Source organism: Rhizobium sp. P2_G2 (assembly GCF_056403555.1).
Window position 1 is genome coordinate 1 of sequence record NZ_JBFUFF010000045.1, and the last position, 15,417, is coordinate 15,417.

9 protein-coding genes are annotated in these 15,417 nt (G+C 59.6%); 2 read left to right on the forward strand and 7 right to left on the reverse strand.

The window, feature by feature from the left end:
- From AC1D06_RS25415 to rpsL, 4 genes are all read right to left on the reverse strand, one after another.
- Positions 1–89, reverse strand: an 89-nt coding sequence (locus AC1D06_RS25415) for a GTP-binding protein (protein ID WP_032908143.1), incomplete at its 3' end; no start/stop codon positions are given.
- A 68-nt stretch (positions 90–157) separates the two neighbouring features.
- Entirely contained in the window at positions 158–2,257 is a 2,100-nt protein-coding gene (gene fusA / locus AC1D06_RS25420; RefSeq protein ID WP_477988596.1) for an elongation factor G, read from the reverse strand.
- A gap of 24 nt (positions 2,258–2,281) precedes the next feature.
- Positions 2,282–2,752, reverse strand: coding sequence for a 30S ribosomal protein S7 (gene rpsG / locus AC1D06_RS25425; RefSeq protein WP_477880873.1), 471 nt, complete (start codon positions 2,750–2,752; stop codon positions 2,282–2,284).
- 28 nt (positions 2,753–2,780) lie between these two features.
- The gene (gene rpsL, locus AC1D06_RS25430; RefSeq protein WP_477880875.1) at positions 2,781–3,152 is read right to left on the reverse strand and encodes a 30S ribosomal protein S12; all 372 of its coding nucleotides are present in this window, start codon (positions 3,150–3,152) and stop codon (positions 2,781–2,783) included.
- 578 nt (positions 3,153–3,730) lie between these two features.
- On the opposite strand from rpsL, the gene AC1D06_RS25435 reads away from it, so the two are divergent.
- Together AC1D06_RS25435 and AC1D06_RS25440 are read left to right on the forward strand one after the other, a co-directional pair.
- Positions 3,731–4,021, forward strand: coding sequence for a transcriptional regulator (locus AC1D06_RS25435; RefSeq protein WP_477880877.1), 291 nt, complete (start codon positions 3,731–3,733; stop codon positions 4,019–4,021).
- A gap of 153 nt (positions 4,022–4,174) precedes the next feature.
- Positions 4,175–4,882, forward strand: a complete 708-nt coding sequence (locus tag AC1D06_RS25440; protein WP_477988597.1) for an acid phosphatase — start codon at positions 4,175–4,177, stop codon at positions 4,880–4,882.
- Between the two features lie 149 nt (positions 4,883–5,031).
- Here AC1D06_RS25440 and AC1D06_RS25445 read toward each other — a convergent pair whose 3' ends face one another.
- From AC1D06_RS25445 to rpoB, 3 genes are all read right to left on the reverse strand, one after another.
- Positions 5,032–6,522 (reverse strand): calcium-binding protein, encoded by a 1,491-nt coding sequence (locus AC1D06_RS25445; RefSeq protein WP_477988599.1) that lies wholly within the window; start codon positions 6,520–6,522, stop codon positions 5,032–5,034.
- 201 nt (positions 6,523–6,723) lie between these two features.
- Positions 6,724–10,935: a DNA-directed RNA polymerase subunit beta' gene (gene rpoC, locus AC1D06_RS25450; RefSeq protein WP_477988600.1), complete on the reverse strand. Its 4,212-nt coding sequence runs from the start codon at positions 10,933–10,935 to the stop codon at positions 6,724–6,726.
- 202 nt (positions 10,936–11,137) lie between these two features.
- Positions 11,138–15,274, reverse strand: a complete 4,137-nt coding sequence (gene rpoB, locus AC1D06_RS25455; RefSeq protein WP_477988601.1) for a DNA-directed RNA polymerase subunit beta — start codon at positions 15,272–15,274, stop codon at positions 11,138–11,140.
- Positions 15,275–15,417 lie beyond the last annotated feature (143 nt).

Consider the following 15,417-nt stretch of genomic DNA (forward strand, 5'->3'; position numbering starts at 1 on the left):
GCGGTCAGCGACGTCTTGCCATGGTCAACGTGACCAATCGTGCCAATGTTCACGTGCGGCTTGTTCCGCTCGAATTTTCCTTTTGCCATTTTTGGCTCCTTAATTCCCAAGCCTCTCGAAGAGGCTGTGATTTCACATCAATTCGTAAATATTCCGATCAACGCTGACCGGAATATTTGGCCTGGATTTCCTGGGCGACGTTGGCCGGAACCGGCGCGTAGTGATCGAAGGTCATCGAATACTGAGCGCGGCCCTGCGACATCGAGCGCAACTTGTCGACATACTTGAACATGTTGGCGAGCGGCACGTGAGCGTTGATCACGACCGAGACGCCACGCGATTCCTGGCCCTGGATCTGGCCGCGACGAGCGTTCAAGTCGCCGATGCAGTCGCCGACATAATCTTCCGGCGTCACGACTTCGACCTTCATGATCGGCTCAAGCAGCTGTGCGCCGGCCTTCTTCGCTGCTTCACGGAAGCAGGCGCGGGAGGCGATTTCGAAGGCGAGAACCGACGAGTCGACGTCATGGTAGGCGCCGTCGATCAGGGCAGCCTTGACGCCCAGCATCGGGAAGCCTGCCAGCGGACCGGAAGACAGAACGCTTTCGATACCCTTCTGAACGCCCGGGATGTATTCCTTCGGAACGGCACCACCGACGATCTTGGATTCGAACTTGAACTCTTCGCCTTCCGGGTTCGGCCCGAAGACGATCTTGACGCGCGCGAACTGGCCCGAACCACCCGACTGCTTCTTGTGGGTGTAGTCTTCGGTGTGTTCGCGGGTCAGCGTCTCGCGATAGGCAACCTGAGGCTCGCCAACATTGGCTTCGACCTTGAATTCGCGACGCATGCGGTCGACGATGATGTCGAGATGCAATTCGCCCATGCCGGCGATGATCGTCTGGCCGGATTCTTCGTCGGTCTTGACGCGGAAAGACGGATCTTCGGCAGCGAGGCGATTGAGCGCGAGGCCCATCTTTTCCTGGTCGCCCTTGGACTTCGGCTCGATGGCGATCTGAATGACCGGCTCGGGGAATTCCATGCGCTCGAGGATAACAGGCTTCAGCGGGTCGCAGAGCGTGTCACCGGTGGTGGACTCCTTGAGGCCGGCGAGGGCGACGATGTCGCCTGCAAAGGCTTCCTCGATGTCTTCGCGCGAGTTGGAGTGCATCTGCAGCATGCGGCCGACGCGTTCGCGCTTGTCCTTGACGGTGTTGAGAACCGACGTGCCCTTTTCGAGCTTGCCCGAATAGACGCGGCAGAAGGTCAGCGAACCGACGAAGGGGTCGTTCATGATCTTGAACGCGAGCATGGAGAGCGGCTCGTTGTCGTCGGCATGACGATCGATTTCTTTTTCGGTCTTGAAGTCGATGCCCTTGATCGAGGGAATGTCGATCGGCGACGGCAGGAATTCGACGACGGCGTCGAGCAGCGGCTGCACGCCCTTGTTCTTGAAGGCAGAGCCGCAGAACATCGGGAAGAACTTGACGTCGATCGTACCACGACGGATGAGCGCGCGAATCTGATCGTTGTCGGGCATGTTGCCTTCGAGATAGGCTTCCATCGCCGCTTCGTCGATCTCGACCACGGTCTCGATCATCTTCTCACGGAACTCTTCGGCGCGAGCCTTGAGGTCGTCCGGAATCTCGACGACGTCCCAGAGGGCGCCGAGCGACTCGTCGCGCCACACGAGCGCGTTCATCTCGATCAGGTCGACAACGCCCTTGAATTCGGTTTCAGCGCCGATCGGCAGCTGGCAGACGACGGCTGTGGCGCCGAGGCGGCTCTTGATCATCTCGACGGAGCGGTAGAAGTCCGCGCCGGTCTTGTCCATCTTGTTGCAGAAGATCATCCGCGGAACGTTGTACTTGTCGGCCTGACGCCAGACAGTTTCCGTCTGCGGTTCGACACCGGCATTCGCATCGAGCAGCGCAACGGCGCCGTCGAGCACGCGCAGCGAACGTTCGACTTCGATGGTGAAGTCGACGTGGCCGGGGGTGTCGATGATGTTGAAGCGGCGCATCTTGCCGTCACGGCCCTTCCAGAAGGTCGTGGTCGCGGCAGACGTAATCGTGATGCCGCGTTCCTGCTCCTGCTCCATCCAGTCCATCGTGGCAGCGCCGTCGTGGACTTCGCCGATCTTGTGGGACTTGCCGGTGTAGTACAGGATACGCTCAGTCGTCGTCGTCTTGCCGGCGTCGATATGCGCCATGATACCGAAATTGCGGTAGTCTTCGATCTTATATTCGCGAGCCATTTTGGGACTGCCTTCCTTCGATGATTACCAGCGATAGTGCGAGAACGCACGGTTGGCTTCCGCCATCTTATGCGTGTCTTCGCGCTTCTTGACGGCAGAGCCACGATTGTTGGCAGCGTCGAGGATTTCGCCGCAAAGGCGGTCGACCATGGTGGTCTCGTTGCGCTTGCGGGCGGCAGTGATCAGCCAGCGGATAGCCAGCGCCTGGCGGCGCTCCGGACGGACGTCGACCGGAACCTGGTAGGTTGCACCACCAACGCGGCGCGAACGGACTTCGACATGCGGCGCGATATTGTCGAGCGCAGTATGGAAGAGGCCGATCGGCTCAGCTTTGGCCTTGCTCTGGGCAGCGTCGAAGGCGCTGTAAACGATCGTTTCAGCGACAGACTTCTTGCCATCATACATGATGGCGTTCATGAACTTCGTGACGATCAAATCGCCGAACTTCGGGTCCGGATTGATCTCGCGCTTTTCTGCTTTATGACGTCGGGACATATTTCTCGTCTCTCAACTGGAGCAATTCTTACTTCGGACGCTTCGCGCCGTACTTCGAGCGGCGCTGCTTGCGGTTCTTGACACCCTGGGTATCGAGAACGCCGCGGATGATGTGGTAACGCACGCCCGGAAGGTCCTTGACGCGGCCGCCGCGGATCATGACCACGGAATGTTCCTGCAGGTTATGGCCTTCACCGGGGATATAGCCGATGACTTCGAACTGATTGACCAGACGGATCTTCGCGACCTTACGCAGAGCCGAGTTCGGCTTCTTCGGAGTGGTCGTGTAGACGCGGGTGCACACACCACGCTTCTGCGGGTTCTCCTGCAGGGCAGGAACCTTGTTGCGCTTGACCTGTGCCTGACGCGGCTTGCGGATCAGCTGGTTTACGGTAGGCATGAAACCATCCTTAAAACTGTTTTCCTCACTCCTTGCGGAGCATGTTCTTGCCGTTGCCGGCACAGAGCACATGAACGATCATACGCAAAACCGGATCGATCCGCCTGACGTGGCAGATGACCCGAATCAAACAGAGGATGCCCGTTAAGAGCATCATGCGTGCAGCGATCGTGTTTCAACGTGCTATGACGAACCTTGTTTGGGGCGAACTCCAGGACGCGTCGTCCCGAACCAGCCAGCCCCACATCGGCTCTGATGGCGCGGGAAATAAAGCCATTCCCCCGTTACGTCAAGGCCCCGGACAAGATTTTGTCGTCAAAACCCTGGAATGCCCGCCTTGCGCGGCTTGCATGGCGTCCTGCGGCACTAATTTGGGCGTCAATGTCATCATATTCCAGAAGCGGCGGACGAAAAAGACAATATTTCATTGTCTCAGACAGCGTGAGTCCTTATCTTGCGGGGAAATGAGCGGGCGCTTTAAGCGTTTGTACCATTTCGATTCTATAGAGAGTCGCAGTCGAGTCCTGCCGGCCACGGTTTTCCATCTGCCCTGCCCGCATTCCACAGGAGAATCAGTCATGGAAGAACCCGTCAACGACAACGAGCCGCGGCACGGTTTCGTCTTCATCATCATCGGCAAGGCCTATGCGGACGCAGACGGCGAAGGCATCGACATTCATATTCTGCTGCGCGCTCCCGATGACGACACCGCCGTCCGCGATGCCCTCAATGCCCTCTCCGAAGAAGGTTTCCACGAGGCGGACCTCGACCAGATCGGCACGCTGATGGGCGAACCGGACGAGGAGCCGCATCTGTCGGCCTATCAGGGCGCTCTCGAAGGAGAGATCTCGATCATCCGCTTCAATTGAGGGCCTGATCCGTCAATCGTCGCGTTTGCTGGTATCATGCGCCATGCGGTCGCAGAGAGATTATCGATTTTCTTCGGCCGCATCACACCATTGTCATGGAGCTCAAACAATCACTTGGTAGGAACAGCGGTCCGCCTTCCAAGGGAGCTCTCCATGGCCAACATCACCAAAATCCTTGCCGCCGGCATTATCGCCTTCGGCCTCGTCTCGCCCGTCTTCGCCGAAGATGCCAAGCCCTTCGCCGATAATCGGGAAATCGATCTCACCCAGTTGCTCGCGCCGCCGCCGGCCAATGATTCCGAGCTGACCAAGGAAGAGATTGGCGAATTGCTCACTATCCAAGTCACGCGCACCAAGGCGATGGAAGAGCGCGCCATCGCCGACGCGGAAGAAGACATCTGGAGATTCTCCGACGTCATCGACAATCCGAAGTTCACCAAGGAGAACCTGCCGAAATTCGCGGCCTTCTTCGATCGCGTCGCCGCTACCGAAGGCGCAGTGGTCGATCCGGCCAAGGATGTCTGGAAGCGTCCTCGCCCGCATCTGCTCTATCCCGAGYTTGTAAAGCCGGTGGTAAAACTGTCGAAGTCGGGCTCCTATCCGTCCGGCCATGCAACGGTCGGCACGCTGATGGGCATCGTCCTCGCCGAAATGGTGCCGGAAAAGAAGGCGGCGATCATGGACCGCGCTTGGGAATATGCCCATAACCGCGAAATCGGCGGCATCCACTATCGGTCCGACATCGAGGCCGGGCGCATTGCCGGCACCGTAATCGCTGCCACGATCATGACGCATCCTGACTACAAGGCAGAATATGACGCCGCCAAGGAAGAACTGCGCAAGACGCTCGGCCTGAACTAAAACCGTCGTCTGTTGCTCGAAGCCGCCGACGCACGCCGGCGGCTTTCTTGCCACTCGTTCATGCGAGGCGACGATCTCGTCAAACTGCACGAATTCCTGCGCAAGGCGCCGCCGCAGCATTGTGTTGCAGGGCACCTTCCGCAAATATTTCAGGACAGGATGAAATCGTTGGCAGTCAGTGTAATAGCGCCCTTCAGTACGAGATCGAAGTCCGCCCCAGTCTGCCCGTCGACATCACCGTAAACTATGGTGTATTCACCCTGCTGCGTATTCACGATCGTGAAATGCACTTCCCCTTGGGCGGCCGTACCGCCCTCTCCCTTGAACTGCAATCCGCCAATGCCGCTGAAATCGATCTTGTCGTCTTGGGCTTGGGAGAAATCGGCGATGTAATCTCGGTGTCCCTGCTCGGTACCAATCGCCTGGGCATTGTTGAAGACGAACGTGTCTGCACCGGTGCCGCCATAGAACTGCTGCACGCCCGTACCCGCAACCAGCGTATCGTCGCCCGAATTGCCCGCGGCCCAGCCGTCGGCAGAGCCCAGCTTGATCGTGTCATCGAAGGCTGAGCCGGCGATCGCCTCGATGCTCTTCGTCGTTTCCGTATTGCCAAATCCATCGTCGATGATCTGGCCGCCGGACTTCGTCATATCGACATTGACGCCATGCTCGCCGATATTGGTGGACCAGTAGAAACTCACCACATCAACGCCGCCACCCCCATTATAGCTGTCCTTGCCGGCCAAACCATGGAACTCGTTAACTGAGCCATCGCCGACGAAGGCGTCATTTTTCGCCGTGCCGTCGACATCCTGGATGTTCTTGACCGTGTCCTTGTCGCCGAAGCCATCAATGATATAGCCCTTGTCGAGCCGGGCATTGATGCCGGCATCTGCGCCATAGACTGCGTCGCGGTCATAGCGCGCGGTATTCTCGCCGGCGCCTCCGTCGATGACATCCTTGCCCTTCAGGCCCATGAAGGATTCGTCCGCACTGCCGCCGGTCATCTTGTCATTGAAAATAGATCCGCGCAGTTCTTCGATACTGCCGGTCAGCTTGTCCTTGCCGCCCCAACTGTCCGTGATCACACCGGTTGCGAGGTTCGCGGTAATTCCATGTTTCGCGTCGGAGAAGAAATAGGTATCCTCGTAGCTAACCGTGTCGAATCCGGCACCGCCCTTGAATGTATCGTTGCCTTCCGAACCACTGGCGAATCCGCCCATCCTGCCGAAGGTGATCGTATCGTTTCCATGATCGGTGCCAACGCTCATCGTGTCTATGACGGTGTTGCTGCCGTAGATTTTGTCGTTGCCAGCGGAAAGCGCGCTCAGGAAATTGAATATGCTTGGATCACTCGCCAGCGCGCTCGCCACGGTCTTGGCAATGTAATCTCCGCCCGTGACCGAAAGCAAAGTGCCGTCATCGGCGTTGTCGAACGTGACGGACTTGATGGAGCCTGCGGTGACGGTGTTGCCTTTTGTCTTGAGGCCGCTGCCCGTCAGCGTGACGGTGTCGCCATTCTTGTCTTCATAGACGACCTGCGTCGCCGAGTGCGACTTGAGCTCCAGGCTCGCATCGTCATAGACATCCTGTAACTGCGTGAATTGCGGCAACGCATCGCCGAATTTGAACACTGCCATCTCAACCTCCCGCCCATTGTACCAACGGCGACCCCGATCGCGCTGTTATAATAGACCGAAAGATTTCGTTAACAATTAGACCTGCTGACGCAAGCGCTATACGAGGTTGGATTTCGTGAACAAAGTACGTCGAAGCCACCAAAAAGAAAAAGCCGCCGAAATTGCTCTCGGCGGCTTCCATTATTCTAGATTGTCGTTCGCTTACTCTGCGGCCGGAGCCTGCTCTTCCGAGTTCAGGTTCTGCAGCATCGGGGTAGCATCCGAAGCGCCCGAACCGCGCTTGCGCTCTTCGAGGATCATGTCGTCGCGGGCCATGGCGATCCGGCGGATCTGGGTCATGGTACCGCCCGTACCGGCCGGGATCAGACGACCGACGATGACGTTTTCCTTGAGACCCTGCAGCGTGTCGCGCTTGCCGGCAATCGCAGCTTCCGTCAGCACCTTCGTCGTTTCCTGGAAGGAAGCGGCGGAGATGAAGGACGGCGTCTGCAGCGACGCCTTGGTGATGCCGAGAAGAACCGGCTCGCCATAAGCGGGCTTCTTGCCTTCCTCGACCAGGCGTTCGTTGACCTCTTCCAGCTCGATCCGGTCGACATTGTCGCCCGTGATATAGCCGGAATCGCCCTGCTCGGTGATCTCGACCTTCTGCAGCATCTGGCGAACGATCACCTCGATGTGCTTGTCGTTGATCAACACGCCCTGCAGACGGTAGACTTCCTGGATTTCGTTGACCAGGTAGGAAGCCAGAGCCTCCACGCCCTTGATCGCCAGAATGTCATGCGGTGCCGGGTTGCCGTCGAGAATGTAGTCGCCCTTCTCGATGAAGTCGCCTTCCTGCAGATGGAAAGGCTTGCCCTTCGGGATCAGGTATTCGACCGGCTCGACACCGTCTTCCGCCGGCTCGATGATGACGCGACGCTTGTTCTTGTAGTCGCGGCCGAGGCGGATCGTACCATCGATTTCGGCGATGATCGCATGATCCTTCGGACGGCGGGCTTCGAACAGTTCCGCGACGCGCGGCAGACCACCGGTGATGTCCTTGGTCTTGGCGCTTTCCATCGGCGAACGGGCGAGCACGTCACCCTGGCTGACCTTCTGGCCCGGCTCGACCGAAAGAATGGCCTCGACGGACAGGAAGTAGCGGGCGTCGCCACCACGGCTGAGCTTCAGGATATGGCCGTTGTCATCCTTCAGCACGATGGCGGGCTTCAGGTCGGAACCACGCGGGGTCGAACGCCAGTCGATGACCTGGCGCTTGGTGATACCCGTGCTTTCGTCGGTCGATTCCGTCACCGACAGACCGTCGACGACATCTTCGAACTCGATCCGGCCGCTGACTTCGGTCAGCATCGGACGGGTATAGGGATCCCATTCCGCAAGGCGCTGGCCGCGCCTGACCTTGTCGCCTTCGTCCACATGCAGGCGCGAGCCGTAGGCGACGCGCTGCGAGGAACGTTCCACACCACGTTCGTCCAGGATCGTCACCGAAATGTTGCGGCCCATGGCAACCAGGTTGCCGTCGGAGTTGCGCAGCACATTGCGGTTCTTGATCTGGATCGTGCCTTCATAGGACGCTTCCAGGAACGACTGGTCGACCACCGTTGCCGTACCGCCCAGGTGGAAGGTACGCATGGTGAGCTGCGTGCCCGGCTCGCCGATCGACTGCGCGGCAATGACGCCCACAGCTTCGCCGATATTGACGGGGGTACCGCGTGCAAGGTCGCGGCCGTAGCAGACGCCGCAGACGCCGGTGCGGATTTCGCAGGTCAGTGCCGAACGGATGCGGACGGACTGGATACCAGCCTTTTCGATCGTGACGACATTGGCTTCATCGATCATCTTGCCGGCATCGACGATACGCTCGCCGGTGACCGGGTTGTCGATGTCATCCAGGGCCGTGCGGCCGAGAATGCGCTGGCCGATCGAGGCCACGACCTGACCGGCGTCGACGATTGCCGTCATGGTCAGACCAGACTGGGTGCCGCAATCGACATGCGTGACGATGCAATCCTGCGCCACGTCGACGAGACGACGCGTCAGGTAGCCCGAGTTCGCAGTCTTCAGCGCGGTGTCGGCCAGACCCTTGCGGGCGCCGTGGGTCGAGTTGAAGTACTCGTTGACGGTCAGACCTTCCTTGAAGTTCGACGTGATCGGCGTTTCGATGATCGAGCCATCCGGCTTGGCCATCAGGCCGCGCATGCCGCCGAGCTGCGACATCTGCTTCGGCGAACCGCGGGCACCCGAGTGGCTCATCATATAGATCGAGTTCATCTGCTTCTGGCGACCATCCTCGCGGAATTCGACAGCCTTCAGACGCTCCATCATCTTTTCGGCGACCTTTTCAGTCGCCTTGCCCCAGGCGTCGACAACCTTGTTGTACTTTTCGCCCTGGGTGATCAGACCGTCATTGTACTGCTGCTCGTATTCCTTGACGAGGTTTTCGGTCTCGTCGACGATCGTGTACTTGTCCTTCGGGATGACCATGTCGTCCTTGCCGAACGAAATGCCGGCGCGGCATGCATGGGCAAAGCCAAGCTGCATGATGCGGTCGCAGAAGATCACCGTGTCCTTCTGGCCGCAATGACGGTAGACCGTGTCGATCATCTTGGAGATGTTCTTCTTGGTCATTTCCTGGTTGCAGGTCTCGAAGGGAACGTTGACGTTCTTCGGCAGCAGTTCGCCGATGATCATGCGGCCCGGCGTCGTCTCATAGATCTTCGAAACCGGCTTGCCTTCGGCATCGATGGTCTTGAAGCGACCCTTGATCTTGGTGTGCAGCGTGACGACCTTGGTTTCGAGCGCATGCTGCAGTTCGCCGAGATCGGAGAACACCATGCCCTCGCCCGGCTCGTTCTGAGCGACGATCGAGAGATAATAGAGACCAAGCACCATGTCCTGCGACGGCACGATGATCGGTGCGCCGTTCGCCGGATGCAGGATGTTGTTGGTCGACATCATCAGCACGCGGGCTTCGAGCTGGGCTTCGAGGCTCAGCGGCACGTGCACGGCCATCTGGTCGCCGTCGAAGTCGGCGTTGAAGGCGGTGCAGACGAGCGGATGCAGCTGGATCGCCTTGCCTTCGACCAACATCGGTTCGAAGGCCTGGATGCCCAGGCGGTGCAGCGTCGGCGCGCGGTTGAGCAGCACCGGATGCTCGCGGATGACCTCGTCGAGGATATCCCAAACTTCAGGCTTTTCCTTTTCAACCAGCTTCTTGGCCTGCTTGACGGTGGAAGAATAGCCCTTGGCGTCAAGGCGCGCGTAGATGAACGGCTTGAACAGTTCGAGCGCCATCTTCTTCGGCAGGCCGCACTGGTGCAGCTTGAGCTCCGGACCCGTCACGATGACCGAGCGGCCGGAATAGTCGACGCGCTTGCCGAGCAGGTTCTGGCGGAAGCGGCCCTGCTTGCCCTTGAGCATGTCGGAGAGCGACTTCAGCGGACGCTTGTTGGCGCCGGTGATGACGCGGCCACGGCGGCCGTTGTCGAACAGCGCGTCCACAGCTTCCTGCAGCATGCGCTTTTCGTTGCGGATGATGATGCCCGGCGCGCGCAGTTCGATCAGCCGCTTCAGACGATTGTTGCGGTTGATGACGCGGCGATAGAGGTCGTTGAGATCAGACGTCGCGAAGCGGCCGCCATCGAGCGGCACCAGCGGACGCAGGTCCGGCGGGATCACCGGCACGACCTTCATGATCATCCATTCCGGCTTGTTGCCGGAGTCGATGAAGCTTTCGACGATCTTCAGCCGCTTCATCAGCTTCTTCTGCTTGAGATCGGACGTGGTATCCGCCAGGTCGCTGCGCAACTCGCCGGCGATCTTCTCAAGTTCCATAGCCGCCAGCATTTCGAGGATGGCCTCGGCGCCGATCATGGCGGTGAACTGGTCCTCGCCATATTCGTCGACGGCCAGCATGTACTCCTCTTCTGAGAGCAGCTGGTTTTCCTTGAGCGCGGTGAGGCCCGGCTCGGTGACGATGTAGTTCTCGAAATAGAGAACGCGCTCGACATCCTTGAGCGTCATGTCAAGCAGGGTCGAGATGCGCGAGGGCAGCGACTTCAGGAACCAGATATGCGCGACCGGAGCGGCGAGCTCGATATGGCCCATGCGTTCGCGGCGAACACGCGACAGCGTCACTTCGACGCCGCACTTTTCGCAGATGATGCCCTTGTACTTCATGCGCTTGTACTTGCCGCACAAGCATTCATAGTCCTTGATCGGGCCGAAGATGCGCGCGCAGAACAGGCCGTCGCGCTCCGGCTTGAAGGTACGATAATTGATGGTCTCGGGCTTCTTGATTTCGCCATAAGACCAGGAAAGAATCTTCTCTGGCGAGGCGATCGAAATCCGGATGGAATCGAACACCTGTGCCGGGGCCTGCGGGTTGAAAAGATTCATGACCTCTTGGTTCATGCCTATCTCCTTGGGGGCGCCAAACCCTTAAAATGGAAGTCGGGGCTCATCTCGGGCAAGATTCACCGCTTCCGAAATCTCTTGACACCGCGTCACCGCGGAATTCCATCGATCGGTCCGTCCGAGGCGCTGGCACACGAAACGGACAAAACAGTGGCACCGCGCGCAGTTTTCTCCCGCGCGCGGCTGATAATCGTCAATTTTACTCTGCCGCGTCGGGCAGTTCGGCCGTCGCTTCTTCGACCAGCGTATTTTCGAGCTCGACAGACAGGCCGAGCGAGCGCATTTCCTTGACGAGAACGTTGAAGCTCTCCGGAATGCCCGCTTCGAACGTGTCGTCGCCGCGCACGATCGCTTCGTAGACCTTGGTGCGGCCGGCCACGTCGTCCGACTTCACCGTCAGCATCTCCTGCAGCGTATAGGCGGCGCCATAGGCTTCGAGCGCCCAGACTTCCATTTCGCCGAAGCGCTGGCCGCCGAACTGCGCCTTGCCGCCCAGCGGCTGCTGGGTCACGAGCGAGTACGGACCGATCGAACGAGCGTGGATCTTGTCGTCGACTAGGTGGTTGAGCTTCAGCATATAGATGTAGCCCACAGTCACCTGACGGTCGAACTGTTCGCCGGTACGACCGTCATACAGCGTCGACTGACCCGTTTCCTTCAGACCGGCATCCGCCAGCATCCGGTTGATGTCGGCTTCATGCGCACCGTCGAACACCGGCGTGGCGATCGAGACGCCACGCTTGGACTGCTCGGCCAGACGCAGGATAGACGCATCATCGAGATCCTTGACCGGCTCGGCCTTCGGGCCGGTGCCCATCAGGTCGTTCATCCGGACCTTCAGCGGCTCGATATTGCCCGAAGCCTTGTAGGCCTCGATCATTTCACCGATCTTGCGGCCCATGCCAGCGCAGGCCCAACCCAGATGGGTTTCAAGGATCTGACCGACATTCATGCGCGACGGCACACCGAGCGGGTTGAGCACGACGTCGACCGACGTACCATCCTCGAGGAACGGCATGTCTTCCACCGGAACAATGCGCGAGACCACGCCCTTGTTGCCGTGACGGCCGGCCATCTTGTCGCCCGGCTGAATCTTGCGCTTCACAGCGACGAAGACCTTGACCATCTTCATGACGCCCGGGGGCATTTCGTCGCCGCGCTGGACCTTCTCGACCTTGTCCATGAAGCGCTGTTCGAGCAGCGACTTGGACTCGTCATACTGGCCACGCAGCGCTTCGAGCTCGCCCTGGACCTTTTCGTCCTCGACGGCGAACATCCACCACTGCGAGCGGGGATATTCGGCGACAACAGCCTGGGTCAGGTCGGTGCCCTTCTTGAAGCCCTTGGGGCCGGCAATGCCGACATGGCCGCGAAGCATGCCGATCAGACGGCCATAGACGTTGCGGTCCAGGATCGCCTGTTCGTCGTCGCGGTCCTTGGCGAGACGCTCGATCTCCTCGCGCTCGATCGCCATGGCGCGTTCGTCCTTCTCGACGCCGTGACGATTGAAGACGCGTACTTCGACGACCGTGCCATAGGTGCCCGGGGGCATGCGCATGGATGTGTCGCGAACGTCAGAGGCCTTTTCGCCGAAGATGGCGCGCAGCAGCTTTTCTTCCGGCGTCATCGGGCTTTCGCCCTTCGGCGTGATCTTGCCGACCAGGATGTCGCCCGGCTGCACTTCCGCACCGATATAGACGATACCGGCTTCGTCGAGATTCTTCAGCGCTTCTTCCGAAACGTTCGGAATGTCGCGGGTGATTTCTTCCGGACCAAGCTTGGTGTCACGCGCCATCACTTCGAATTCTTCGATGTGGATGGAGGTGAACACGTCGTCGGCGACGATCCGCTCGGAAAGCAGGATCGAGTCTTCGTAGTTGTAGCCATTCCACGGCATGAACGCGACGAGCGCGTTGCGGCCGAGCGCCAGATCGCCGAGATCGGTCGACGGGCCGTCGGCGAGGATGTCGCCGCGGTTGACCTCGTCGCCCACGGTGACCAGCGGACGCTGGTTGACGCAGGTGTTCTGGTTCGAGCGCTGGAACTTCTGCAGCCGATAGATGTCGACACCGGACTTCGACGGATCGAGGTCTTCGGTCGCGCGGATAACGATACGCGTCGCATCCACCTGGTCGACCACGCCGCCGCGACGGGCGCCAATGGCGGCGCCGGAGTCACGGGCAACGATCGGCTCCATGCCGGTACCGACGAACGGGGCTTCGGCACGCAGAAGCGGCACGGCCTGACGCTGCATGTTCGAACCCATGAGCGCGCGGTTGGCGTCGTCGTTCTCGAGGAACGGAATGAGCGCCGCCGCCACCGAAACGACCTGCTTCGGCGAGACGTCCATCAGGTTGATGTGGTCGCGCGGTGCGAGCATGACTTCGCCGGCGTGACGGCAGACGACGAACTCTTCCGAGAACGAGCCGTCGGCATTCATCACCGAATTGGCCTGCGCGATGTAATACTTCGCCTCTTCCATGGCGGAGAGGTAGATGACATCGCTGGTCAGCTTGCCGTCGACCATCTTGCGGTACGGGCTTTCGATGAAGCCATACTTGTTGACGCGCGCAAACGTCGCCAGCGAGTTGATCAGACCGATATTCGGGCCTTCCGGCGTCTCGATCGGGCAGATGCGGCCATAGTGGGTCGGATGCACGTCGCGGACTTCGAAGCCGGCGCGCTCGCGGGTCAAACCACCCGGTCCAAGCGCCGAAAGACGACGCTTGTGGGTGATTTCCGACAGTGGGTTGACCTGGTCCATGAACTGGCTGAGCTGCGAGGAACCGAAGAACTCGCGCACGGCGGCAGCCGCCGGCTTGGCGTTGATCAGATCCTGCGGCATGACCGTGTCGATCTCGATCGAGGACATGCGTTCCTTGATCGCGCGCTCCATGCGCAGCAGGCCGAGACGGTACTGGTTTTCCATCAGTTCGCCGACTGAACGGACGCGGCGGTTGCCGAGATTGTCGATGTCGTCAATCTCGCCCTTGCCATCGCGCAGGTCGACCAGCATCTTGACCACGGCCAGGATGTCGTCCTTGYGCAGGATGCGCACGGTGTCATCGACCGTGAGATCCAGACGCATGTTCATCTTGACGCGGCCGACAGCCGACAGGTCATAGCGCTCCGCGTCGAAGAACAGCGACTGGAACATGGCCTCGGCCGATTCCATCGTCGGCGGCTCGCCCGGACGCATGACGCGGTAGATGTCGAACAGAGCGTCCTGGCGGTTCTCGTTCTTGTCGACGTTGAGCGTGTTGCGGATATAGGCGCCGACATTGATATGGTCGATATCGAGCACCGGAATCTCGTCGAAACCAGCATCGAGAATGACGCGCAGCGTCTTCTCATCGATCTCGTCGCCGGCTTCAAGATAGATTTCACCCGTGTTCGGGTTGACGACGTCCTCGGCGAGATAGTTGCCATAAAGCTCGTCATCGGTCGCACGCAGCGCTTTGATGCCCTTGTCGGACAGTTGACGAAGCAGGCGCGGCGTCAGCTTCTTGCCCGCCTCGACCACGACTTCGCCGCTGTCGGCGTCGATAAGATCGGAAATGACCTTCGAGCCCCTCAGCGTGTTCGGCTGGAACGGCACGCGCCAGGCTTTGCCATCCCGGTGATAGGTCGAATGGGTGTAGAATGTCGACAGCATGTCTTCGCCGTCCATGCCAAGCGCCATCAGCAGCGAGGACACAGGAATCTTGCGGCGGCGGTCGATACGCGCATGAACGATATCCTTGGCGTCGAACTCGATGTCGAGCCAGGAGCCACGATACGGGATCACGCGTGCAGCAAACAGGAGCTTGCCCGACGAATGGCTCTTGCCCTTGTCGTGGTCGAAGAACACGCCCGGCGAACGGTGCATCTGCGAGACGATGACGCGCTCGGTGCCGTTCACGATGAACGTACCGTTATTGGTCATCAGCGGCATGTCGCCCATATAGACGGACTGCTCCTTGATGTCCTTGATGGACTTGGAGCCGGTATCCTCATCGATATCGAACACGATCAGGCGCAACGTCACCTTGAGCGGCGCTGCATAGGTCAGGTCGCGCTGGCGGCATTCGTCAACGTCGAACTTCGGCGGCTCGAATTCATAGGAGACGAATTCCAGCATCGCCGCGCCCGAAAAGTCGGTGATCGGGAAAACGGACTTGAAAACAGCATTCAGCCCCTCGTCCGGCCGACCGCCTTCCGGCTCTTTGACCATGAGGAACTGGTCGTAGGACGCCTTCTGCACCTCGATGAGGTTGGGCATCTCTGCGACTTCGGGGATCTTTCCAAAAAACTTGCGTACGCGCCTACGACCATTAAACGAAAGGGTCTGAGCCATCGTCGCTCCTTATCAATTTGCATCCGGGCCTGCAACGGACGCAGCACGCTGGCCAGGCGGCTCCGTCTATCATGGATCGTTCAATCTCGTTCCACTTCCCAAGACGCCAGGCCGGATTGCCATGCGCTCGGTTCGGAACCATC

Bases quoted from the DNA above. Each gene is read 5' to 3' on its own strand.
- fusA (WP_477988596.1), bottom strand. From the start codon at position 2,257: ATGGCTCGCGAATATAAGATCGAAGACTACCGCAATTTCGGTATCATG.
- rpsG (WP_477880873.1), bottom strand. From the start codon at position 2,752: ATGTCCCGACGTCATAAAGCAGAAAAGCGCGAGATCAATCCGGACCCG.
- rpsL (WP_477880875.1), bottom strand. From the start codon at position 3,152: ATGCCTACCGTAAACCAGCTGATCCGCAAGCCGCGTCAGGCACAGGTC.
- AC1D06_RS25435 (WP_477880877.1), top strand. From the start codon at position 3,731: ATGGAAGAACCCGTCAACGACAACGAGCCGCGGCACGGTTTCGTCTTC.
- AC1D06_RS25445 (WP_477988599.1), bottom strand. From the start codon at position 6,522: ATGGCAGTGTTCAAATTCGGCGATGCGTTGCCGCAATTCACGCAGTTA.
- rpoC (WP_477988600.1), bottom strand. From the start codon at position 10,935: ATGAACCAAGAGGTCATGAATCTTTTCAACCCGCAGGCCCCGGCACAG.